This is a genomic window from Coprobacter fastidiosus (assembly GCF_982245605.1).
Window position 1 is genome coordinate 39,303 of sequence record NZ_CEVCIF010000004.1, and the last position, 23,134, is coordinate 62,436.

The window sequence follows — 23,134 nt, forward strand, 5'->3', positions numbered from 1 at the left end:
TTGTATATTTACCGACTAAAATTAAAGGGATTATTTTGATATTACTGAATATCGATCATGAAAAACAAATTTGATAATACAACTATTTTCAGAACACCGGACGGCCGATCTTATCTCGTCCCGTTTACTTTGGTCACCAGTTTGTTCTTGTTATGGGGATTTGCTCACGGATTGCTGGACGTGCTGAACAAGCATTTTCAACTTGCATTTACCATGACAAAAGCAGAATCGGGATTAGTACAATTCTCGACTTATATCGCTTATTTCCTTATGGCTATTCCTGCAGGAATCTTCATGAAAAAATACGGATATAAAAAAGGCATCATTCTGGGTTTATTACTTTTTGCAACCGGAGCATTTTCTTTTATCCCGGCAGCACTCATGCACTCTTCTACTCCGTTTCTGATCGCGTTATTCATAATTGCGTGCGGTTTATGTATTCTGGAAACAGCAGCAAATCCCTACTCAACGGTTTTAGGCCCTAAAGAATCGGCCGCACAAAGAATAAATTTGTCCCAATCATTCAACGGTCTGGGCTGGATACTCGGTCCTCTGGTCGGAGGTGCTCTGATTTTCGGTACTCCCGAAGGAGACTCCTCCGCTCTTACCAAACCCTATATTCTTGTGGGCAGCATCGTTCTGGTAATAGGTATTTTATTTTTCTTTACGAAGCTTCCCGAAATCAAGGAAGATGATGAAAGGACTCCGGTTACGGAAAATATTCCGGACAAATCGATTTGGAAGCACCGCCATTTCGTACTTGCCGTAATAGCTCAGTTTGCCTACTGTGCCGCCCAAACCGGCATATTCAGTTTCTTTATCAATTACGTTACCGAACAAGACCCGAGTATCGATCCTGAAAAGGCATCGAGGTTTCTAGCTTTCGGTGGAATGACTTTATTCATGGTAGGAAGGCTTTCGGGGAGTATGCTGATGAAATGGACTATGCCCAATAAACTGCTTGTCCTATTCTCTTTGATTTCATCCGTATGCATGCTTCTGGTAATTCTCGCTCTGGGAAGAATATCATTATATGCCCTATACACGACCTTCTTTTTTATGTCGATCATGTTCCCTACGATTTTCGCACTCGGGCTTTCGAACATGGGAACTCTTACCAAAAAAGCTTCGTCATATATCGTTATGGGTGTAGCAGGAGGAGCTTTCAGTCCTATGCTCATGGGATTGATCGGAGAGAATAACATGGCTGTCGGATTCATCGTCCCGTTCGTTGCTTTTATGTATATTCTGTTTTTTGCAGCCAAAGGTTATCGCTCGTAAATAAGAATACGACTATTATCGCCCAAGCTTGTTTAAGTTTTCGGATAAAGAAATTCTCAAGCCAACCCGAACAAAATTTAGACAGGCGCAGAGCGAACAGTCAGAAAATTAGACAGATTCTCAATAATTCTTCTTATCTTTGTCCCCGTATTGGTTCGAGATGCCTGCAACAGGATATCGATGAAAAGGGAATCCCGTGAAAGTCGGGAACAGTCCCGCTGCTGTAATTCTCCTATATTTGCGGCAAACTATCCCCTGCCACTGAATAGAATTATTCGGGAAGGCGTTTGCCCACAGAGATAAGTCAGAAGACCTGCCATACACACAAAATGCCGTTTCTTGCGAGGATGAGACCGGCAATACAAAAAAATTTCAGCGAATGCGTAATTTCCGATTTTGCAACCCTGCTTTATTGTACGGGATAATCTTATGGTGGATTATTCTGCCGATTCGCATATCCGGACAAACGACCGCCAAAATCGATACGACAAAAACCTACCAACTAAAAGAAGTCGTATTCACCGGAAAAACGATAAACAGAGATGTAGTTCCGGCACAAACGCTTTCAGGCAAGCAATTAGAAAGACTCAGCGTGCATTCTGTCGCAGATGCGATCCGATATTTCTCGGGAGTACAGATAAAAGACTATGGCGGAATCGGCGGACTGAAGACCGTCAACATCCGAAGCATGGGAACAAATCATGTGGGTGTATTTTATGACGGTATCCAATTGGGCAATGCTCAGAACGGGACAATCGACCTGGGACGTTTCTCATTAGACAATATGGAAGCGATCACCTTATACAACGGACAGAAAAGCAGTATCTTTCAACCGGCAAAAGATTTCAGTTCGGCAGGTTCGGTTTATCTGCAATCCAGAACTCCACGTTTTGAGGAAGGCAAAAAATATAATCTGAAAGCAACATTCAAAACCGGTTCGTTCGGAACGGTTAATCCGGCAATTCTTTGGGAACAAAAGCTGAGCGAGAATATAAGCGGATCGGTAAGCGGTGAATACCTCTATACCACGGGACGATATAAATTTACGTACCGTAAAGAAGGAGGATATGACACTACTGCCGTACGGCACAACGGAGATGTAAACGCTTTACGGATAGAAACCGGTCTTTTCGGAAAAATAAAAGACGGCAACTGGAAAACAAAACTCTACTTCTATAATTCGGAACGGGGTTATCCGGGTGCTGTTGTCAGGAACAAATTTTCCAATGAAGACCGGCAATGGGACTCGAACTTTTTCGTACAATCGTCATTCCGAAAAAGTTTTGCAGAACGTTATCATCTTTTAATCAGCAGTAAATACGCTTATGATTATCTCCATTATTTAGCAGATCCGAGAAAAGACGCCTCTGTCATGTACACAAACAATCATTACCGGCAACAAGAAGTTTACTTATCGGCAGCCCAAATGTATTCTATATTCGATTTCTGGAACATCAGTTTATCGACAGATTTTCAATGGAACAAACTAAACGCCGATTTGATCAATTTTGCCTATCCGAGACGTTACTCGGGATTGATAGCGATAGCTTCTTCTTTTGAAATGGAGCCGGTAAAATTACAGGCAAGTCTGTTGGGGACTTTCACAAAAGAAACCACATCTTCTGCAGTCGTACCGGCCTCACACAAACCGCAATATACCCCGACAATTATTGCATCTTACCGTCCATGGAAACATATCGGATTAGATATAAGGGCTTTCTATAAAAAGATCTTCCGAATGCCGACTCTGAACGATTTATACTATACATTTATCGGCAATGTAAAGCTAAACCCCGAATATACGACTCAATATAATGTCGGTGTTACATACAGCAAAAGCTTCAACGGAATATTATGCATATTGGAGATACAAGCAGACGGGTACTACAACCAGGTGCGGGACAAAATCGTCGCAATGCCGACATCCAATTTTTTCCGCTGGACAATGGTCAACTTAGGAAAAGTAAAAATTAAGGGAATCGACATTGCCGCCAATGCAGGATGGCGATTCGGGACACAATGGAACATCGACACCCGCATAAATTACACCTACCAGAAGGCACAGGACTACACTTCTACCGACGATCTTTATTACAAAGGACAAATTCCGTATGTCCCCCTGCATAACGGATCGGCAGTCATCAATGCCGGATACAGAAACTGGGAACTGAATTACAGTTTCATATATACCGGAGAACGATATGCTTCGAGAGCCAATACCGAAGAAAACTACGTTCTTCCATGGTACACAAGCGATTTATCTCTATCGAAAAATCTCCGATGGCACAAAACCGGAATAAGAATAACCGCCGAAATCAACAACTTATTTAACCAACAATATGAAGTCGTGCGTTCTTATCCCATGCCCGGCACTAATTTCAAACTGATATTGAATGTTACACTTTAACCGGATAATTTTATGAAACGAATGAATATGCAAAATATTTACCGTATCTTTCCACTTATATTTTTGTTACTGACAAGCTGCCGGGGCGATGAGCCTGTTCCCGCTCCACGAGAAATCACCGTAAGTTCGGGATTCTATCTGCTCAACGAAGGAAATAAAGGTAATAATATGGCTACTCTCGACTATTTCGACTACACCAATAATACCTATTATCTGAACATATATGCAGAGAGAAATCCGACTGTAGTCAAAGAATTGGGAGATGTCGGCAATGACCTGCAGATATACGGAAACAGACTATATGCCGTAATTAACTGTTCTAATTTTATAGAAGTTACAGACCTGAAAACGACAAAACACATCGGTATGATCCAAATTCCGAGTTGCCGCTATATCGTTTTCCACAAAAACAAAGCATACGTATCATCGTATGCCAGTATAGACGGAAGCGATTTATACGCCAGACAAGGATATGTTGCCCAAATAGATACCGCCTCTTTACAAGTCGAAAAGAGAGTTGCCGTAGGGTCGCAACCGGAGGAGATGGTCATCATCGGAGATAAATTATATGTGGCAAATTCGATGTGCGTTTCGACCGGAGAAATGGATCATACGGTTTCGGTAATCGACCTGAATACATTTACCGAAATAAAAAAAATAGATGTTGCGGTAAACCTGCACCGGATGAAGGCAGATCGTTACGGTTACATTTATGTCTCGTCCAGAGGAGACTATTATGACGGGAAGTCCGATCTTTATATGATAAACAGTCGTACGGACGAAGTAGAAGGTCCTTTATCGATACCTGTCAACAATATGTGTATATCCGGAGACTCCCTATACATTCTTGCAAAAGAATTCAATTATATTACAGGATATGCAGAAAGTGTTTACGGAATCATAGACACCCGCACTCACAAAATCCTTACCCGAAATTTCATATCGGACGGAACCGATACCCGGATAGATATGCCATACGGTATCGCGGTAAATCCTATCAGCAAAGAAATATTCGTCACAGATGCCAAAGATTTCATCACACCGGGAAAAGTTTACTGTTTCTCTCCAGACGGCAAAAAGAAATGGGAAGAAATAGCCGGAGAAATTCCATCGAACATTGCATTTGTGTTAGAAACTCAAACAACAGATAATTAACAATATAATGAATTTATATTGCTTAATCGGTAAGAAGCCCATTTAAACGGATAATAAAAATATTTCTATAAGAGCCTATTTAAATTTTAGACAAATAGATTTTGAAAATTTCTTTTGAGTTTTGCGGGGGATAATACGGAATATCTGAATGAAAACAGGAAGACAGACCGAAAGAAAGCGTAAAAATAATCTGGAGAATGTTATTTACATCATGTATAATATATGTATATCAATACAATAGAATCTATATTTACTTATTAAAAAAACAACACAGAAATAAAATCGGTATTTTAGGAGATTCTTCGATTTTTACTTTGCACTTGATTTCATTCTTTGCACTTGGTCTCACAAAAATGTTGTTGAAAGCCATTTCTCCAACTATCTACACTTATCGGAAGAATATCGTTTGGTTGTGTATTGATGAATTATGCAGCCAAAAAAGAAAGGAGCAACCTCGACCCAAGAAGTATTTCGCCATTGGAGTTTTTGGTCCCTGCAAAGTTAACTATTTCTATCAAGTCATAGGCACATGGAAAGGCAAATATGCCTACCTAAATTTAGTTTACTTTGGTTTAGCATATATAGGTTAATAGACTAAACTAAACTGAATTTTCAATCTATTTCCACCTGATGAAGTAAGATATATCTTCCGTAATCACCTAAATGGAAGGATTACAGAAGATAATAATGATTTTGTTTGGATAAAGAACCTTACAGATGTAAAAGTACGCGTTCCTAATCCCGATGATGATTATATACGCTCTATCACATACATTTGCGACGAGGAGTTGGCATTAGCTATGAAAACAATCGCTCAGCATAGTTTTGGTATTACACCTGAAGATTTATTCATCGTAACTGCCAGAGAATTTGGGTTTAAACGTACTGGTGAGAATATAATTTCTTCACTTCGCAATGTATATGAACAAATGCTTAAAAACAATGAAGTGACAGAGATAGATGGTAAAGTTTGTGTAGAACACTAACGATTAGAATAATTTAATTCTTCAAGCATCCAATCGGCACAACATATACTCCATCTGCTCGTTTATAGGCAAAGTCACCAACACCTGTCAGCACCATACAAAAAGCAGGGGCTTTCATTCGGGAGGTGTCTATGATATTTGAAAGTGCCGTTAATGTTTTTGCGCCATCATCAATCAATTTCTCTCCACCCAATTTTATTTCAATAAGACCATACGACCCATTACGCAAATGTACCACAGCATCGCATTCCAAACCGTTCTTGTCTCTATAATGATACACAGAACCATCCAAGGCATCTGCATAAACCCGAAGATCCCGGACACACATTGTTTCAAAAAACAACCCAAATGTATTTAAGTCGTTAATCAAATCATTAGGACCTAAACCAAGAGCAGCCACGCCAACAGAAGGATCGACATAATATCTTGTATTCGATGTACGAACCGCTGTTTTACTCCTTAAGTTGGGATTCCATGCCGGCATATCCTCTATTACGAATATTTTCCGCAAAGCAGTAAGGTATGCATCTATCGTTTCATCGCTGACATCCTCCGGTTCATTTGTTGATATATCGGCAAGGATTGTAGCGATACTTGCTTGAGAACCTTGATGCCTGGCATAAGAACGCATAATTCTCTTTGCTCGTTCCGCATCTCGTTTTACATTATCAACTCGTGATATATCGCTATTTGTTATCGCTTTATAATATTCTGTCGCCTGCAATAGTGCCGCCTTTTCTGTTTTCTTTTGCAAAGCCTTAGGCCACCCTCCTCGGCAAACGACAAAAGCAAGCATCGGCAATGTAAGTTTATTCAAAGCACCTATTTTATCAGGTGTAAGAAACAAATCCGATAGGCTTATCTCGCCTGTAGAGTCGCCGGATTCCCACAAACTCATAGGGCGCATAGTAAGCCATCCGTATCTTCCGGTACCTGTATGATGAATTTTCTTGGCTTCGACAGGTACAGCAGAACCTGTAAGCATAAACTGTCCGTCTTCATCTCGATGATCTACTTCAAACCGAATAGCATCCCAAAATTGAGGAACTTCCTGCCATTCATCAATCAAACGCGGAGTTTCTCCTTCAAGCAAAAAGCTAATATTAGTTTGAGCCATTTGCCTATATTGCTCTTGTTTAGTAGGGTCGTCCATATAGATAACACTTTTGGCCTGCTGTTCAGCCGTGGTCGTTTTGCCACAAGCTTTAGGCCCCTCTATCAATACAGCACCCATCGCTTCTAACTTATCACGCAGAAGTTGATCCGCTATTCGATTCTTATATTCCATACACTGTATTTTTTTGCAAAAATAGCTTATTTCTTTGTAATCCAAATCAATTTCAAAAATAAATTTGGAAATTTGGCGCAAAACTATTTGGAAATTTGACTTTATTTTGATTGGAAATTTGGCGAATTTTCTTTATTGGAAAATCCAACGCTCCCCAACAAGGATAAAATAAGCCCGATACTCAATCCAAAATATAACGAATTCCCGAACGTTTTTTTAAATCGGCTATATCTTCTGGAGAAAGCTGGTTATCTCCGATATCCAAAACCGAAATCGCCGGAGAAATTTTTAATGACCGCAAAGCATTATGTTGTGTATATAAATAGGTCAAAGAAGGGCACAAACTTACATCAAGAACCGACAGCATATTATCGGAACTGTCGAGATAAAGCAGAAATTCCTGATTTCCTATTTTCAAATTGTTTAACGCATTGTGAGAACAATCCAAAGAGACCAAATAAGATAGTCCGGATATATCCAACTCCTCGATCCAGTTAAAAGAACAATCAAGGTGTTCGAGCCATTTGCAAAAAGAGACATCAATATTCTCCAAACAACATTTCGGGACACGCAATTCATTGATACATTCTCCGCAAATACGTATCACATATTCTCCCTTTCGGGTATATGTATGAATCATATTTTTATCGCAAACACCATCTCCCCAGTCGATCATAAAATCACGTGCCGATACAGAAAGTTCGATTTCGGAATTTTCCGGAATTAAATATGTAATAAGAGTAATTACACCAAAAGTTGCGGCCTTCTTATTAACAACAGATGTTTGTCTCCTATAAATTAACGGCAAGATTTTCATATCACAAAAAATATGACTTCTAACACAATACCCGATAAACTATTTAATTAGTCTAAAGATTATTAAACTCAATATAATTGCCTGTTGCTTTAAAAACATATAAAATCTAATTATCAGGCATTTCATTGTTAAATCAGACAAATATACAAGAATTATTTATGAATTTCATCAAAAAAATTAAGAAATCAAAATACCAATAAATTGGTATAGCGAATAATAATTTCGATCACTAAGACAAATATCTAAAAATCAAAGACCAACATTTCATGAAACTCTCAAAACTGACCCGAGTAAAATTTAAACGACTGGCTCTAAGATTTTCAGAAACAAGTAAGACGAAATTATAAAATACGACTGATTCGTATTTATTAATTGAGTTGAAGCTTTCTCTAAAGAAAAATCCGACTTCTTTTCTGATAATAAAAATATGAAAAAACGTATAAAAGCCTTATTAATCTTCTTGTGTTTTTTCTATAATAAAGATTACAGATAGATAAACAATAGTCCGGACATTCCCAGCATACTTTGCTAATTGCCGAAAATTTGAAAGATAACCATAATCTATATGAAGTTTCTGCTAAACAAAGAAAAAATTCTCTCTTCAGGATTCAATATGTATATGGCTGAACCCATCGTCTCCAAAAATCTCATGGAAGCATTAGCCGCTATAAATGTATAGATCCCTATTTGAGAAAACACAATAGGGAATATGCCGAGGACTTTGCCTCACATTTACTTCGGGTAAATCGTTTTGACTTAAAAATTGCTCAAGATTTTCACATAAAAATAAAAAACACATTGCAACTTAATGTTAATATTCTTAACTTTGGGAATCTGTTGAATAATTCATGGGGACAAACAAAAAGCATTGCAGCCTCGAATTGGAGGGGAGACATTGCATTACAAAAAAACGAGACCGAAAACAAACCTATGTTTTCTATGAATACACTGGCAAAAATACAAAAAAACGGTACTCCATACCGAAACGTCCTCCAGACAAAACATTGCAGATAATTGTTGACAAACACATTTGAGTATCAAAGTATATCTTCAATTAATAAGAATGAAAAGGATTCATTTCATAGCATTCAATATCATGGCTGCTATTTTTATTATAACAGCCGTATTGGGTATAAACGGTTGTCATAAAAACAAGTCTCAAACCGATTATAACATTCTTGTCATCCATTCATTCGATTCTCTTTATACTTGGGGGAAAGAGATTAAAGAGGGGATAAACGATGCTTTTTCTCACCACAATCTCTCGGTAAAGATCAGACATTTTTATCTGAATTGTGAAATGCTGAACGCCCGGCAAGAAATCGATACGTTATCCCGCTTATTAGATGAATATACCTACGACCCACCCCACATGATTCTAATAGAAGACGACCAGGCTACTTTTTCTCTGATCACCAGCAATCACCCGATTACACATATTGTACCTATTATTTTTTCAGGAGTAAGTTACCTAAACTGCGATATACTTACCGGATATAACAATATTACCGGATTCGAATGCAAGCGGGATTTTATCGCTTGCTATAAATTAGCAAAACACATTATTCCAAACATTACGAGAATCAATATTCTGACAGACAGTACAGTTTTAGGTCAATCTTCACGAAAAGAATTTCTAAAGCAATGGCAAACTGTTTCCCAAACAGAAAAAGAAAAGATCAAAATAAAATTTATTCCATACCGTGAAATGAAAACATTCAGAGTATTATATCCTTTCTATAATGCATCAAAAGGGGATATTTTCATTTTACCCAAATGGGATTTTATAATTTCACAATTCTCCAATATTTCAGCACAACCGTTTTTCACGGTTTGTAATGAAGGGATAGGGGAAAATATAACCGGAGGAATTCTCGGAGGGATTTTTACACTCCCGTATCAACAAGGTTTCGACGGGGCTAATCTTGCCGCACAAATACTGAAAGGCGAGAAAACCATAACCAATGTTCCCCTGCAATACCACAAAGACCGTCCCGTTTTTGATTGGCCTCAAATAAAAAGACTGAACATATCCAAATCCCAACTACCGGAAAACAGTTTCATATACAATATTCCGATATATGAAAAATATAAAACAGAATTTATCATCATAATCCTGACAGCATTCATTTTGCTCTTTTTTCTGATATTTTTGTACTTACTCGAAAAGAAAAAAAAGAAACGTATACAAATCCGGTTACATAATAAACAGGAACTATTGGAACAAGCCTTGCAAGTCGGAAATTTCCATACATGGTCATACGATCTTGTTACACGAAAACTCACATTCGACAAACATTTTTTTCAAAGCACAGGACTGCCTCTTACCGAGAATTACAAAATAAACCGAATATCGTTAATCAGAAGAATACATCCGGATGACCGAAGAAACGTTTACAATACTTTACTCTCCTCTATATATGGAAAAGACGCGAAAGTAGTAGTGCAATTCAGAATAAGTCTCAATTCTCCAGATGAATATGAATGGTGGGAAACCCATTTTTCTTTATCTCCGTACATATCCTATTCTAATGCTCAAATATACGGACTTTGTTCCTCCATAGAACACATCAAGCAGCGGGAAATGGAGCTTATCGTCGCCCGCGATCTGGCCGCAAAAGCAGAACTGAGACAATCTTTCGTAGCCAACATCAGCCATGAAATTCGTATTCCGCTCAATGCAATTATCGGATTCACCAACCTACTATCCGATGAGAACGCTTTCACACCCAATGAACGGCAGTCTTTTATAAAAACGATAAACCGAAACTGCAACATTTTGCTGAAACTAATCAATGATATTTTGGAACTCTCCAAATTAGAAGCCAATACAATATCCTTAGTTTCCGAACCCTGCAATATGGAACAAATTCTGGAACTCGTATATTCCCAACACAAAATGAGAATTCCTGAATCTATACAATTCTCAATAGAGACACCTCATAAACAGACAATTATAAAATCCGATTCGATACGTCTGACTCAGTTACTATCCAATATCCTCGATAATGCAATAAAATTCACGCAAGAAGGAAATATCACGATCGGTTACAGTATCGATCACAACCAATATCTCACACTGTTCGTAAAAGATTCAGGCATAGGAATCTCAGAAGAAGAGCAAAACTTGATCTTCGACAGATTTTATAAATGTAACGAATTTACACAGGGACCAGGACTCGGACTTTCTATTTGCGCTGCCATCGCCCAACTATTCGAAGCCAATATCAGCGTAGAATCCAAACCTGGAAAAGGAAGTTGCTTTTCCATTCATATTCCAATACGCAAAGATGACCAGATATCATTTGGTGAAGATAGAGAAATAAAACCCCTATTCCCGACCAATGCAGATCATAATACAGAAAACAACGAAAATCAATCCCAAGAAACAACACTGTTAATAGCCGAAGATATAGAAAGTAACTTTCTTTTGTTAAAAACGATAATAGGTAACAGGTGTCGCATCTTATGGGCAAAAAACGGAAAAGAAGCAATCGAATTATACCGAAATAATTCGGTAGATCTCATTCTCTTGGATATAAAAATGCCCGAAATGAATGGTATAGAAGCATTAAAAGAGATACGAAAATTATCTGCCGACATACCTATAATCATGCAAACCGCATATGCATTCGACTCAGATAAAGATATTGCAATAGAAGCCGGCTGCACCGGTTTTATTACCAAACCCATCAATCCGGTAGTACTAAAACAAACAATCAGTAACTATATTTCAGGCATTATCTGGTAAAAATCAATTATGCCGGGAACCAAAAAGACGAACAATGAGATCGCATTATATGACAAATATACTTAGAAATCACAAACGTTTTCTTTACAGCTTTTTCACAATATTGCTCATAGCTTGCAATTTTCCGGTACAGAAGACAACGGCATCCGAAAGTTCAGCTCCGATATTGATTATCAGTTCATACAATCCGGATACACAATTCACGACTTCCACCATCATATCTTTCAACGACACGTATCGACACCTCGGCGGAAAATCACCGATCTCTATCGAAAACATGAACTGCCAAAGTCTGTCCGAATCTCAAACATGGAAAAAACGACTTAAAAACATACTACTAAAACACAAGCAATTACCTCCTAAACTAATTATTCTCATAGGTCAAGAGGCATGGGCATCATATCTCTCTCAAGATACACTACTGTTCAAAAACACCCCTGTACTATGCAGCATGGCAAGTAGAAATGTTGTTCTTCTGCCCGACAACAATCAAGATATTAAACTTTGGAATCCTGAAAGTATCGACGTCTTCAAAGATATGCCGAACCGGAATATAAAAGCCGGATTTGCATACGAATATGATATAAAGAAAAATATCGAACTGATCATGAACCTTTATCCGCTGACCCGTAATATAGCATTCATATCGGACAATACATACGAAGGTATCTCTTTGCAAGCATTAGTAAAAAAAGAATTCAAGAATTTTCCGGACCTCAACCTCATATTATTAGACGGCCGATTAAAAACAATCTATTCGATCATTGAAGATATCAAAGATCTGCCTCCTAATACGGTCATCTTATTCGGGACATGGAAAGTCGACGCATCAAACGCTTTCTTTATAAAAAACGCCATATATACGATGTCCGGCGTTAATCCCAAAGTTCCGGTATTCTCAATTATATCATTCGGATTAAACAATTGGGTATTAGGCGGATATTCTCCGAATTATCGACAGCAAGGCCCCGACATGGCAAAACAGGCTATCAATATAGAAAAAGGGGAAGAAGCCAACATCAAATTTATTCCTAACGAATATATCTTCGATTTCAATAAAATCAAAGAATCTGATATTCCGATCGAAAAACTTCCTCGAAATTCTATTCTTCTCAATAAAACATTGCCATTGTGGAAAGAATATCCTGTCGAGTTCATTTCTATCATTTCGGTATTAATTATTCTTGTGATCGCTCTTTGCTGTACTCTATTCTTTTATTTCCGCACAAAAAAAGTAAAAGAACATCTGGAAATGTCTGAAAAAGAATTAATCATCGCTAAAGATAGAGCAGAAGAATCGAATCGGTTAAAAAGCGCCTTTTTAGCAAATATGAGTCACGAAATCCGAACCCCGTTAAATGCTATTGTAGGATTCTCGACCGTACTCGCCGAAGAAAATAAGAACAAAGAACAACAAGAATATCTGGATATTATTCAAAAAAATTCGGATTTATTACTTCGGCTCATCAACGATATTCTCGATTTATCACGTCTTGAATCGGGAAGAGTTCAATTCAATTTTTCCCTCTGCGACATTACACAGCTATGTCGTGACCAAATTGCAATAATAAACCGGGTCAAAAAAAATGCAATTGCTTATATATTCGAAGCAGACGAACCGCTTTCTATGGTAACCGACCCTCAACGATTACAACAAATCTTCATCAATCTGCTGAATAATGCCGGAAAATTTACCGATACCGGAACAATCACTCTTTCCTATAATATAGAACCAGACAAAAACAGGGTGATATTCTCCGTATCCGATACCGGTTGCGGCATTCCTAAAGAGAAACAACGGCAAGTATTCGAGAGGTTCGAAAAACTAAATGAATTTGTACAAGGCTCTGGGCTCGGATTGTCTATTTGCAAATTAACCATCAATAAAATGGGAGGAGATATATGGATAGACCCCGATTACACAAAAGGTTCTCGATTTTGCTTTTCTCATCCTCTTAATCTCAAAATGCCTCCGGAGAAAAAATATCGTTTCATCTGAATTTTCCATATTCTCCCTTTAAAATAAGCTCATCAGATCGTTGCTTCTCCGATAGGAACAGAACCGGAAACCTTTACCTGCATTTTTGTAAATCGGTACGGCAACGGCTCGGTATAACATATATAATTACCGATACAACGCGTTATAAGAATATCATCATGATGCCCGTCCATCGCCCCGAAACTTCCATTCGGTTTCCGTTCAAAAACATCATGTTCATAACATGCCTGAATATCCCTTTCTATATACCCGTTCTCCCTTAACATCTGTATTTGATGATTTACCACCATTGTTTTGGTAGAACGATTCATGTGAAATCCCCATTTAGAAGGAACTTGAGATCGGATCATTTCGGCAGATACACGAGCATACAAATGTGTATAAGAATCGGCAATAGTATCCAGAATATATTCCGTATGTTCCCCATCCGTATGTTCCGTTTCCAAAGTATTGCTTTCTATTACAAGTAACGCATGGTGATAAAAAGCTGCAATCTGGACAGACTTCCATGCCAACAAATCATGATCAATATGCCCCCTCCATTGAGCGACAATCTCAGGTACACCCCCAAACAACATCCAATAACGGTCATAGACGACAATAACCGAATAATCGGCTTTTGAAGAGCGGCCTCCGATATCGACAACGACCAGATAGCGATCCTTTACAGACATATCGGAATCCGGAAAAGCCCAGATATGAAGGCGTCCTCCCGCCTCTTCCTTAAAACCGAGCCCTTTCAATGCCGACTTTCCGGAGAAAGCTTTCCCATAAACTTCTCCGACCTTATCTGCCGGACGACATGATTCCCTAAGTCTTTGCACCTGTCGTATATCGAATACCCGTTCTCCGGTATGGTTAAACGCCTCAACATCATCAGAGGGATACTCCGCCATCATATCGGCATGATCTCTATACTCTTTTCGTTTCATACGATACCAAGCTATTGCTTCAAGAGTCGCACCTTTATCCCAAAGATCCTTTTCATAATCTGTCAAAGATGTTATCAATGCGTCATAATCTTCTACCGGAACAGAATACATTTCTATTTCGAACCACGGTATAAATAAAAAACGTTTATCGCTCTCCCCCCTCTTTGCCCTTTCACATTCCTGATGAAAATAATTCCCCGTTCCGTTCGCCGTACTTTCCATAACAACAACCGAGTCGGGCAACAAAGCAACCGAACCGCATACCGAACGAATCAACGACTCAGGAGATTTCAACCGCGTATGAGGCCAGAAAGCCACCTCCGACAAATGCGCCATAACAGCATCTGACCCACGTACCGACTCCAGAGTTTCTGCCGACCCGATCGTGACTTTACAACTCGTTTCGGCAATCACAGAGGTATTCCCCATTTTCTCATACGGTTGAAACTTCAGAGGTTTATCTGCATCTATCAACCAAGCCGGATAACTTTCCAACAATTTAGAATACATCCCTTTAATATTTGCCGCTGCATCTTTTAAATGCGCGCAGATCACGCTATTCCAGTTTTTCCGGTGTACCAGCTGTATCCAAGCCATATACATCTGTACCAGCGTAGAACCGCCCCATTGTCTTGCCTTCAACAATATCAGCCGTATAGGCAGACGTTTCGTCCTCATATCTTCAAGCTCCGAAAGCAGGCGACGCTGAGGCCGATTGAGTCGAAAAGGAATATCTGAATCACCCGTCTTATTCTTAATACGAACAAATAAAACCGCCCAAAATTCAAAATCATATTTAATCCTGACCTTCACCCACCGTCTCCAGACTTCTTCCTTAATAACAGGTGAAGGGGATTCTTTCAACTCGTTCAGAATAAATTTTTCTATCGAACCATGCCGACGTAAAAGTTTTACGAGTTCGACCTCTTCCAGCATCATTTCCGGGATATATTGTATCGGAATAGGAGCATCCGGAAGATGAAAGCAAAAACGCTTTCCGGTTATGCTTCCCTCTCCCGTCTCAGGACGATAAGGTCTATCGATCTCTTTTTTCCGCCTTTCGTTTTCAATCACTGTAATTTCCATTTTATCTAATATTTTCCGATAATTCTATTTTCCGCAAAATAGCACATCGAAAAACGATATTTCGTGCGATAAATATAAAATCTATCGCAACCCCGCCAGCCTGTCGAGCGTATCGGCTATGGCACACAACGCTTGTCTTTCATCTCCGGCATCATTTCTACTCTCATGTTTTTCCAGAATTTCAATACACTTGAGCAGATTGACTTCACTGGTACATTCAGGTATCATTTCCTGCAAACGTTTATAACACAAATCCAATATCTCCCGTCTTTTCCGGATATAATCATCGGCCGAAATATTATTTTTTCCGGTAAGAGCATTTTTTTTCGTCATATTCTATACGATTTTATAATTATAACACCATACGACAAATATATGAGGTGATATTTGTATGCTGATGTTATAATAATAAATTCGTTCACTAACCAATTAAAAAAATTTAGAAGGAGAAACAAAAATGTTTGCATCAATATTCAACGGGATCAAAGCCCGAAAACAGAGAAAAGCAGCTGAAAAGGAACAAAAAAACGCATTACAGGCCCTCGACAGCCAACAAACACAGTTAGACAACCTTTTCAACTCGGAGTATTACGGTGATTATATAAATCGATCGGACAGCCAAGCCCTATTAAAAAATCTCCGGAAACAGACTCAACAACTGAATCAACAAACACTGACTCAGTCTGCCGTCACGGGAACGACACCCGAAGCTATCGCCGCCCAACAAAAAAACAATGCGGAAACGATAGGCAACACATATAGTGCGATTGCGGCAAATGGCGCACAATGGAAAAATAATGTCCTGAATAATTACATCAATCATTCGGCAGCAATAAATGACAAAAGATACAACACCTATATGAATGCCAGCAATATGTTCCGGAACGCATCGGAAAATGCGTTACAGAACGTAGGTCGAAGATTGGAAAATCTGGATAATACAATATTAAGTATGGCACAACTGTCGTCAGGAATGCTTTGAAATCATTTATCGGAAACGGATCAAAAGATATGATAATGGAAAATAAGACAACCGAACTACAAAATAAAAAAAATACGGCAGCGATTTTCTCCGACATCAGGCAACAGGTAGAAGATGGGAAAGGCTTTCTCTCGGTATGTCTGGAAAATCGAAAACAAAAAAAGAGATCTGCCGCCCGCAAGTCGATTGATGATCTGGAATATGCGTTGAAACTTTTAGGACAAAAACCGACAAAAGAAGAATACGGAAAAAAAGAAAGGAGTTTTTACTGGAAAAAACTCACCCGGTTATTTGAACCGGAATCCGAAATTATAGATAAACAAAACGTCCGATGCAGAAAAAAACAAGAGTTGCGGAAAAATTTTCTCGAACTAACAGAGAGGATTCCGGTCATCCCGAATACTCATGCCAAACTGCCTGCAAAAGGATTAAACACAAAAGAATTTCCAGAGGTATGGCAAGATAATGCAGAAAATACCGATAAACAAAAATTCTTGCTTTTCAACTATCTGACAGCTCAAGGTATTTCTCCCGAAGAAGCCCGAGTACAAATAGAAAACTTATTATTCGAAAACACTCAAAACAATACTCTCAATGAATAAAAACAATAGATGGGATTATATCGATCCTCAATTACAAAATATGTATAAACGTCAATTCGCCCGGACAATAGATAACGGTCAAAGCACAACAACTCAACCATTTATGCAAAAACAACCGGAATATATCGATTCCGATTTAATAAAGCAGACAATGGCCGGCAACCCTCTGACCGGTCAGGAATGGAGAACTCCCATTCCTGCACAAAAGCTGTATCCGACCATACCCTACCCGTCCATTCCCGATACCCCATATAACCGAAAGATTTTGTCTTCTTTATTCAATAACGATCCTGAAGGAAAACCTTTGACAAGCTTTAAAGACGGACTGGCCCAATACGGGAAACGGTTAGCAAACGATTTTTCCTACAATATCGGAAAATTAAAAAGCTGGTGGAACAATGAAGACGAAATGCAAGCTGCATACCGAAACGTACAAAAAAATTTCGGCAGTTTATCTTCTGTAAACAATGAAGATTTATTAAAAGAAATAGAGCGGAACAAACAAGAAATTTCTGAAAAAAACATCCGAAAACCCGACAAAAAGTTCGATTGGAATAATAACGAGCTTTATGATCCGGAAACCGGAGCTGTCAATGAACAAGAGTACATGAATACAAAAGCCCGATACATCGATGCTTTAAAAAATATCATGGAGATGAAATCGGACGGATTATCCCCCCGGCAAATAGAAAAAGCAGTGAATGATTATATCATCAACGGAGGTGAAGGGAAAAAACAAATGAGCAAAGCTCTGGAACAAAATGACAGTTTCAAAGAAACCGAAGGCTGGGCAAAAGTTGCCGAAACGGGTGCAGGAATAGCTCAGCAAGCCCTACCCATAGCCGCAGGACTGGTCTTTCCACCGGCAGGAGTCGCTTTGGGTGCAGCCAATGTCGGTAGTTTAGCAGCACAAAGTCACGCTCAGGCACAGATGGATATAGACCGGTATGAAAAGGAAAACGGCGAGAAAGTACCGGATTGGAAACGTGCCGCTTATGTGGGTTCTTATACAGGAGCAGACCTCCTCATAGAAGGTCTCATGCAGGGCAGATATCTAAACAAACTCTCCGCTCCTTTGAAAGAATCGATGCGAAAAGGCGTTATGTCTCAAATGATGAAAAATCCGCAGGCATCCAAAGAGTTAACCGACTTGCTAAAAAATTACAAACATATCGACCTGAAAAAACTGGCGGCAGAAATCGGTTCGGATGCCACTATGGAGGGATTGAGCGAAGCCGGCACTTCTGTTGCTCAAGACATGGCAGCACGCATTTATCTGGATAGAGAAAATTATCCGGCATTAAATGAAATTCTTCAAAACGCAACCCGATCCGGCATAGAAGGAGGAGTCTTCGGAGGGGCATTAGGCGGAATAAGCCATACCGGAGGAAAAGCGGTGCAACATCTTCGGAGAAAAAATGATGGAAAAGTGACAATACTCAATACCAAATACGGAGAGCCGATGGAGGTAATCGGGCAAACCGAAAACGGACTGTATAAAGTCATTACACCGGAAGGAAAAGAAGAACTCATATTTCCTGATTTCGCAGAAGGCATATATTCTATTCCTTATGAAGATTATAATCGGATTACCCGCAGCAGTGCGGACGAATACGAAAAAATGCCATCCGCGACAGAACAGAATAAAAATCTGAAAAAGGAAGATTCCGGATTCAACATTTCGATCGTCAACCCTGACAATCCGTGGTTGAACAAATACGATACGCAATTTCAAAGAGACAGACGCCGACAGGAAGCCGAAAAAATAAGCAAGGAACTTGGCATTGATGCTCAAATATTTGACCGACAATCGGAACTTCCTCTCGACGTACAGCAAAAACTGCCGGCTAAAGACGTCCTACCGGGTTATTTTTCTCCCGAGAATGATCAGGTGAACGTTATATTAGACAATATCCGTTCTGAAGCTGAACTAAAAAAGACACTGATGCGTGAAGCTGTCGCCAAAAAAGGAATACGTGCTTTATATGGAGAACATACCGATAGTTTTCTGGATCAGGTATTCCGGTCAATGCCTTCAGAAGTCAGGGAAACTTACCAAAAAAACAACAGATCAAATCGTAAAGCTGCTGAAGAATACCTGTCCGATATGGCAGAAAAGGGGATCGATAATCCCGGACTATGGAACAACATCCGGTCATATACCCGACAAATAATAAGGGATAAATTAGGACAGGACTTCGATTTTGACGATAACGAATTGCAATATATCTTATGGAAAGCCCGCAACCGTATCACAAACAAAGATACGATGAAAGAGATGCTGAAAAAAAACAACAAAGAACGACAAATGCGAGAATCGATGTTCCCGACTCACTACCCGCCTAAAAACAAAAAATAACCGCAACCTTCATAATGACAAACGGGAAAGATTGTAAATCACCTTTCCCGTTTTATCATTTATATTAAAGCAATAGCTTATGCTTCTTTCCCGTGGCAGTTCTTATATTTCTTACCGCTTCCGCAAGGACAAGGGTCATTACGTCCTACCTTAGGCCCGACTTTGATCGGTTCGGGTCTTTGCGGGGCTTGCTGTGCAGAAGCTGCCGAAGAACTGCCTCCTACCTGATCTTTTTGTGTACGATATTTGCTGTAATCCTGACGCACTTCAGGAGCAGCTTCACGCACCTGCTCCGGCTCTCGTACAGGAATCTGGCCTCTCATCAGAATAGCTACCGTTTTTCGGTTGATCGTATCGATCATATCTTTAAACATACCGAAAGACTCCAATTTGAAGATCAATAACGGATCTTTTTGCTCATAACTTGCGTTCTGTACCGATTGACGCAATTGATCGAGATCGCGCAAATGTTCTTTCCATGCCTCATCTATCGTATATAACAATATGGCTTTCTGGAATGCTTTATTGATAGCTTTCGACTCCGATTCGTATGCCTCTTTCAAATTACAAGAAATATTATACATCCGTTTTCCGTCCGTAATCGGTATCATTATATTCTCATACCGGTCACCCTGATTTTCATAAACCTGCTTAATCACCGGATTGGCAACAGCCACCATATTATCCGTTTTACGCTTGAACGCAGCAATGACCGCATCATACAGCATATCTACCAATCGCTCGTTCTTTTCACTTCGCATTGCCGTTTTATCGAAAGGTATTTCAATGGCAAACGTCTTGAACACATCCTCTTTAAGCGCATCGTAATCCGAATTTTGAGAATGAGATTCGATCATAGCCTGTACGGCATCATACATCATATTCACAATATCGATGCCGATACGTTCTCCTAAAAGAGCATGATGACGTTTGGTATATATTACCTCACGTTGTGCATTCATCACATCATCATATTCCAATAAACGCTTACGAATACCGAAGTTATTCTCTTCTACCTTCCGCTGAGCACGTTCGATTGATTTGGAAATCATATTATGTTCGATCATCTCTCCTTCTTCAAAGCCCAAACGGTCCATAACCTTAGCAATACGTTCTGAACTGAACAGACGCATCAAATTATCTTCGAGAGATACATAAAATACCGAAGATCCCGGATCACCCTGACGTCCGGCACGGCCTCTCAACTGACGGTCTACACGACGAGACTCATGACGTTCAGTACCGATAATGGCCAACCCACCGGCAGCACGAACCTCAGGAGAGAGCTTGATATCAGTACCACGACCGGCCATATTGGTAGCAATAGTCACCGTTCCGCTCTGACCTGCCTGAGCGACAATATCCGCTTCTTTCTGATGTAACTTGGCATTCAATACGTTGTGTTTGATCTTACGCATGGTAAGCATCTTACTGAGCAATTCTGAAATTTCAACAGAAGTCGTACCCACAAGTACCGGACGGCCGGCCTCGACCAGTTTTTGTATTTCATCGATTACCGCCGTATATTTTTCCCGTTTGGTCTTATACACCCGGTCGTTCATATCGATACGGGCAACAGGTTTGTTTGTAGGAATCGTAACGACATCAAGTTTATAAATATCCCAGAACTCCCCTGCCTCGGTCTCGGCAGTACCGGTCATTCCCGCCAACTTATGATACATACGGAAATAATTCTGTAAAGTAATCGTTGCAAAAGTCTGTGTCGCAGCCTCGACTTTGACATGCTCTTTCGCTTCGATAGCCTGATGCAATCCGTCCGAATAACGACGGCCTTCCATAATACGTCCGGTCTGCTCGTCGACGATTTTTACTTTATTATCGATAACGACATATTCATCGTCCCTTTCAAACAAGGCATAAGCCTTTAAAAGCTGGTTCACGGTATGCACCCGTTCTGCCTTGATCGCATAATCCTGCATCAGGGTATCTTTCTTCGCCTGTTTTTCCTCATCGGACAGTCCCATATTTTCCAGCTCGGAGAGTTGAGCACCGATATCGGGCAATACGAAGAATTGCGGATCATCGGAATTTCCGGTAATCATGTCCAGACCCTTATCGGTCAGCTCCACACTGTTATTTTTTTCATCGATTACGAAAAGCAGCGGGTCGGTAACAATCGGCATATTACGGTTGTTTTCCTGCATATAATACTCTTCTGTCTCGAGCATCAACGCTTTTACACCGGGTTCACTGAGATATTTAATCAATGCAGAGTTCTTAGGAAGCCCCTTAAACGACCTGTATAACAACAAAGCACCCTCTTTACGCACCTCCTTATCGCTCGAAGCTATTTTAGTACGAGCTTCAGCAAGCAGCTTGGTCGTATAAGCCCTCTGTGCTTTATACAAAGCTTCTACTTTCGGACAAAACTCCTCGAAAAGTTGATCATCACCTTTCGGTACAGGACCTGAAATAATCAACGGCGTACGGGCATCATCTATCAATACGGAGTCCACCTCATCGACAATCGCATAGTTATGTTTACGCTGTACAAGATCCTCGGGAGATGTCGACATATTATCACGCAGATAATCGAAACCGAACTCATTATTAGTTCCGAAAGTAATATCCGCATTATACGCTTTGCGTCGTTCTTCAGAATTGGGCTGGTGCTTGTCGATACAATCGACAGACAAACCATGAAACATATATAACGGGCCCATCCATTCCGAGTCACGTTTGGCAAGATAATCATTCACGGTTACCACATGCACGCCATTCCCGGTAAGAGCATTCAAAAATACAGGCAAAGTCGCGACAAGAGTTTTTCCTTCACCTGTCGCCATTTCGGCAATTTTGCCCTTGTGCAAAACGACACCGCCGAACAACTGGACATCATAATGAATCATGTCCCATGTCACCTCATTGCCTCCGGCTACCCAGTGATTCTGATAGATGGCTTTATCTCCTTCGATATGTACAAAATCATGAGTCAATGCCAATTCCCGGTCAAACGGTGTAGCAGTCACGGTGATCGTTTCATTTTGAGCAAAACGACGGGCAGTATCTTTTACTACCGCAAATACCTCGGGCAATACCTCATCAAGAACTTTCTCATATTTTTCAAGAATCGTTTTCTCGATCTTGTCTATTTCTTCCCAAATGGCTTCACGTTTTTCGTAATCTTGTTCTTCTACCGAAGCTCTTAACTCCGCGATACGGTTTTTCTCAGGAGCGACAGCGTCCTGCACCCGTTTTTTAACATCATCGATACGGGCTCTCAGCTCATCGTCGCTTAGCTTTTCGATAGCCGGATATGCCTCTTTGACCTTGTTTACATAGGGGAGTATCTCTTTTAAATCACGTTGCGATTTATTTCCGAAGAGACTTTTTAAAAAATCATTAAATCCCATAGATTATATATTATTTTATTTTTTGCTGAATGAATAAAAACATTTCTCAAGAAAATACTTGGAGAACGGTTACAAATGTAATGTAAATAACCCGAAAACAAAAAGTCCGGAAAAG

The 23,134-nt window shown here is 39.7% G+C and carries 14 protein-coding genes and 1 riboswitch; of the genes, 9 read left to right on the top strand and 5 right to left on the bottom strand.

The features are described 5' to 3' along the window. Window positions 1-57 precede the first annotated feature (57 nt). The 4 genes from AC0UMU_RS01895 (at window position 58) to AC0UMU_RS01910 (ending at window position 5,829) form a co-directional block, all read left to right on the top strand. Window positions 58-1,281, top strand: coding sequence for a sugar MFS transporter (locus AC0UMU_RS01895; RefSeq protein ID WP_278715784.1), 1,224 nt, complete (start codon window positions 58-60; stop codon window positions 1,279-1,281). Between the two features lie 134 nt (window positions 1,282-1,415). Further along, window positions 1,416-1,615, top strand: a riboswitch (cobalamin riboswitch). A 45-nt stretch (window positions 1,616-1,660) separates the two neighbouring features. Continuing rightward, entirely contained in the window at window positions 1,661-3,688 is a 2,028-nt protein-coding gene (locus AC0UMU_RS01900) for a TonB-dependent receptor (protein ID WP_278715787.1), read from the top strand. Window positions 3,689-3,700: 12 nt separating this feature from the next. After that, window positions 3,701-4,843: a DUF5074 domain-containing protein gene (locus tag AC0UMU_RS01905; RefSeq protein ID WP_278715789.1), complete on the top strand. Its 1,143-nt coding sequence runs from the start codon at window positions 3,701-3,703 to the stop codon at window positions 4,841-4,843. A gap of 800 nt (window positions 4,844-5,643) precedes the next feature. Then, window positions 5,644-5,829 carry a hypothetical protein gene (locus AC0UMU_RS01910; RefSeq protein WP_278715792.1) on the top strand — a complete coding sequence of 62 codons (186 nt, stop codon included), beginning with the start codon at window positions 5,644-5,646 and terminating at the stop codon, window positions 5,827-5,829. A 13-nt stretch (window positions 5,830-5,842) separates the two neighbouring features. Here the strand turns inward: AC0UMU_RS01910 and AC0UMU_RS01915 are convergent, their stop codons facing one another. Next, the gene (locus AC0UMU_RS01915; protein WP_278715794.1) at window positions 5,843-7,117 is read right to left on the bottom strand and encodes an ATP-binding protein; all 1,275 of its coding nucleotides are present in this window, start codon (window positions 7,115-7,117) and stop codon (window positions 5,843-5,845) included. A gap of 181 nt (window positions 7,118-7,298) precedes the next feature. Continuing rightward, entirely contained in the window at window positions 7,299-7,934 is a 636-nt protein-coding gene (locus AC0UMU_RS01920) for a leucine-rich repeat domain-containing protein (RefSeq protein WP_278715795.1), read from the bottom strand. A 1,063-nt stretch (window positions 7,935-8,997) separates the two neighbouring features. On the opposite strand from AC0UMU_RS01920, the gene AC0UMU_RS01925 reads away from it, so the two are divergent. Next, window positions 8,998-11,685, top strand: coding sequence for an ATP-binding protein (locus AC0UMU_RS01925; RefSeq protein WP_278715797.1), 2,688 nt, complete (start codon window positions 8,998-9,000; stop codon window positions 11,683-11,685). A 34-nt stretch (window positions 11,686-11,719) separates the two neighbouring features. Further along, window positions 11,720-13,684, top strand: a complete 1,965-nt coding sequence (locus AC0UMU_RS01930; protein WP_278715800.1) for a sensor histidine kinase — start codon at window positions 11,720-11,722, stop codon at window positions 13,682-13,684. 32 nt (window positions 13,685-13,716) lie between these two features. Here AC0UMU_RS01930 and AC0UMU_RS01935 read toward each other — a convergent pair whose 3' ends face one another. Continuing rightward, window positions 13,717-15,702, bottom strand: coding sequence for a terminase large subunit (locus tag AC0UMU_RS01935; protein ID WP_472300155.1), 1,986 nt, complete (start codon window positions 15,700-15,702; stop codon window positions 13,717-13,719). Between the two features lie 81 nt (window positions 15,703-15,783). Further along, window positions 15,784-16,035, bottom strand: a complete 252-nt coding sequence (locus AC0UMU_RS01940) for a hypothetical protein (RefSeq protein ID WP_288640522.1) — start codon at window positions 16,033-16,035, stop codon at window positions 15,784-15,786. A 124-nt stretch (window positions 16,036-16,159) separates the two neighbouring features. Here AC0UMU_RS01940 and AC0UMU_RS01945 point away from each other — a divergent pair, with 124 nt between their 5' ends. The 3 genes from AC0UMU_RS01945 to AC0UMU_RS01955 are packed head-to-tail and all read left to right on the top strand — an operon-like array spanning window position 16,160 to window position 19,645. Then, on the top strand, window positions 16,160-16,684 hold the full coding sequence (locus AC0UMU_RS01945) for a hypothetical protein (protein WP_009319049.1): 525 nt from the start codon (window positions 16,160-16,162) through the stop codon (window positions 16,682-16,684). 35 nt (window positions 16,685-16,719) lie between these two features. Then, entirely contained in the window at window positions 16,720-17,286 is a 567-nt protein-coding gene (locus tag AC0UMU_RS01950) for a hypothetical protein (RefSeq protein WP_278715805.1), read from the top strand. After that, window positions 17,279-19,645 (top strand): hypothetical protein, encoded by a 2,367-nt coding sequence (locus AC0UMU_RS01955; RefSeq protein WP_278715808.1) that lies wholly within the window; start codon window positions 17,279-17,281, stop codon window positions 19,643-19,645. Before AC0UMU_RS01950 ends, AC0UMU_RS01955 begins: the two co-directional genes overlap by 8 nt. A gap of 77 nt (window positions 19,646-19,722) precedes the next feature. Here the strand turns inward: AC0UMU_RS01955 and secA are convergent, their stop codons facing one another. Beyond that, window positions 19,723-23,019, bottom strand: a complete 3,297-nt coding sequence (gene secA, locus AC0UMU_RS01960; protein ID WP_009319052.1) for a preprotein translocase subunit SecA — start codon at window positions 23,017-23,019, stop codon at window positions 19,723-19,725. Window positions 23,020-23,134: the final 115 nt, after the last annotated feature.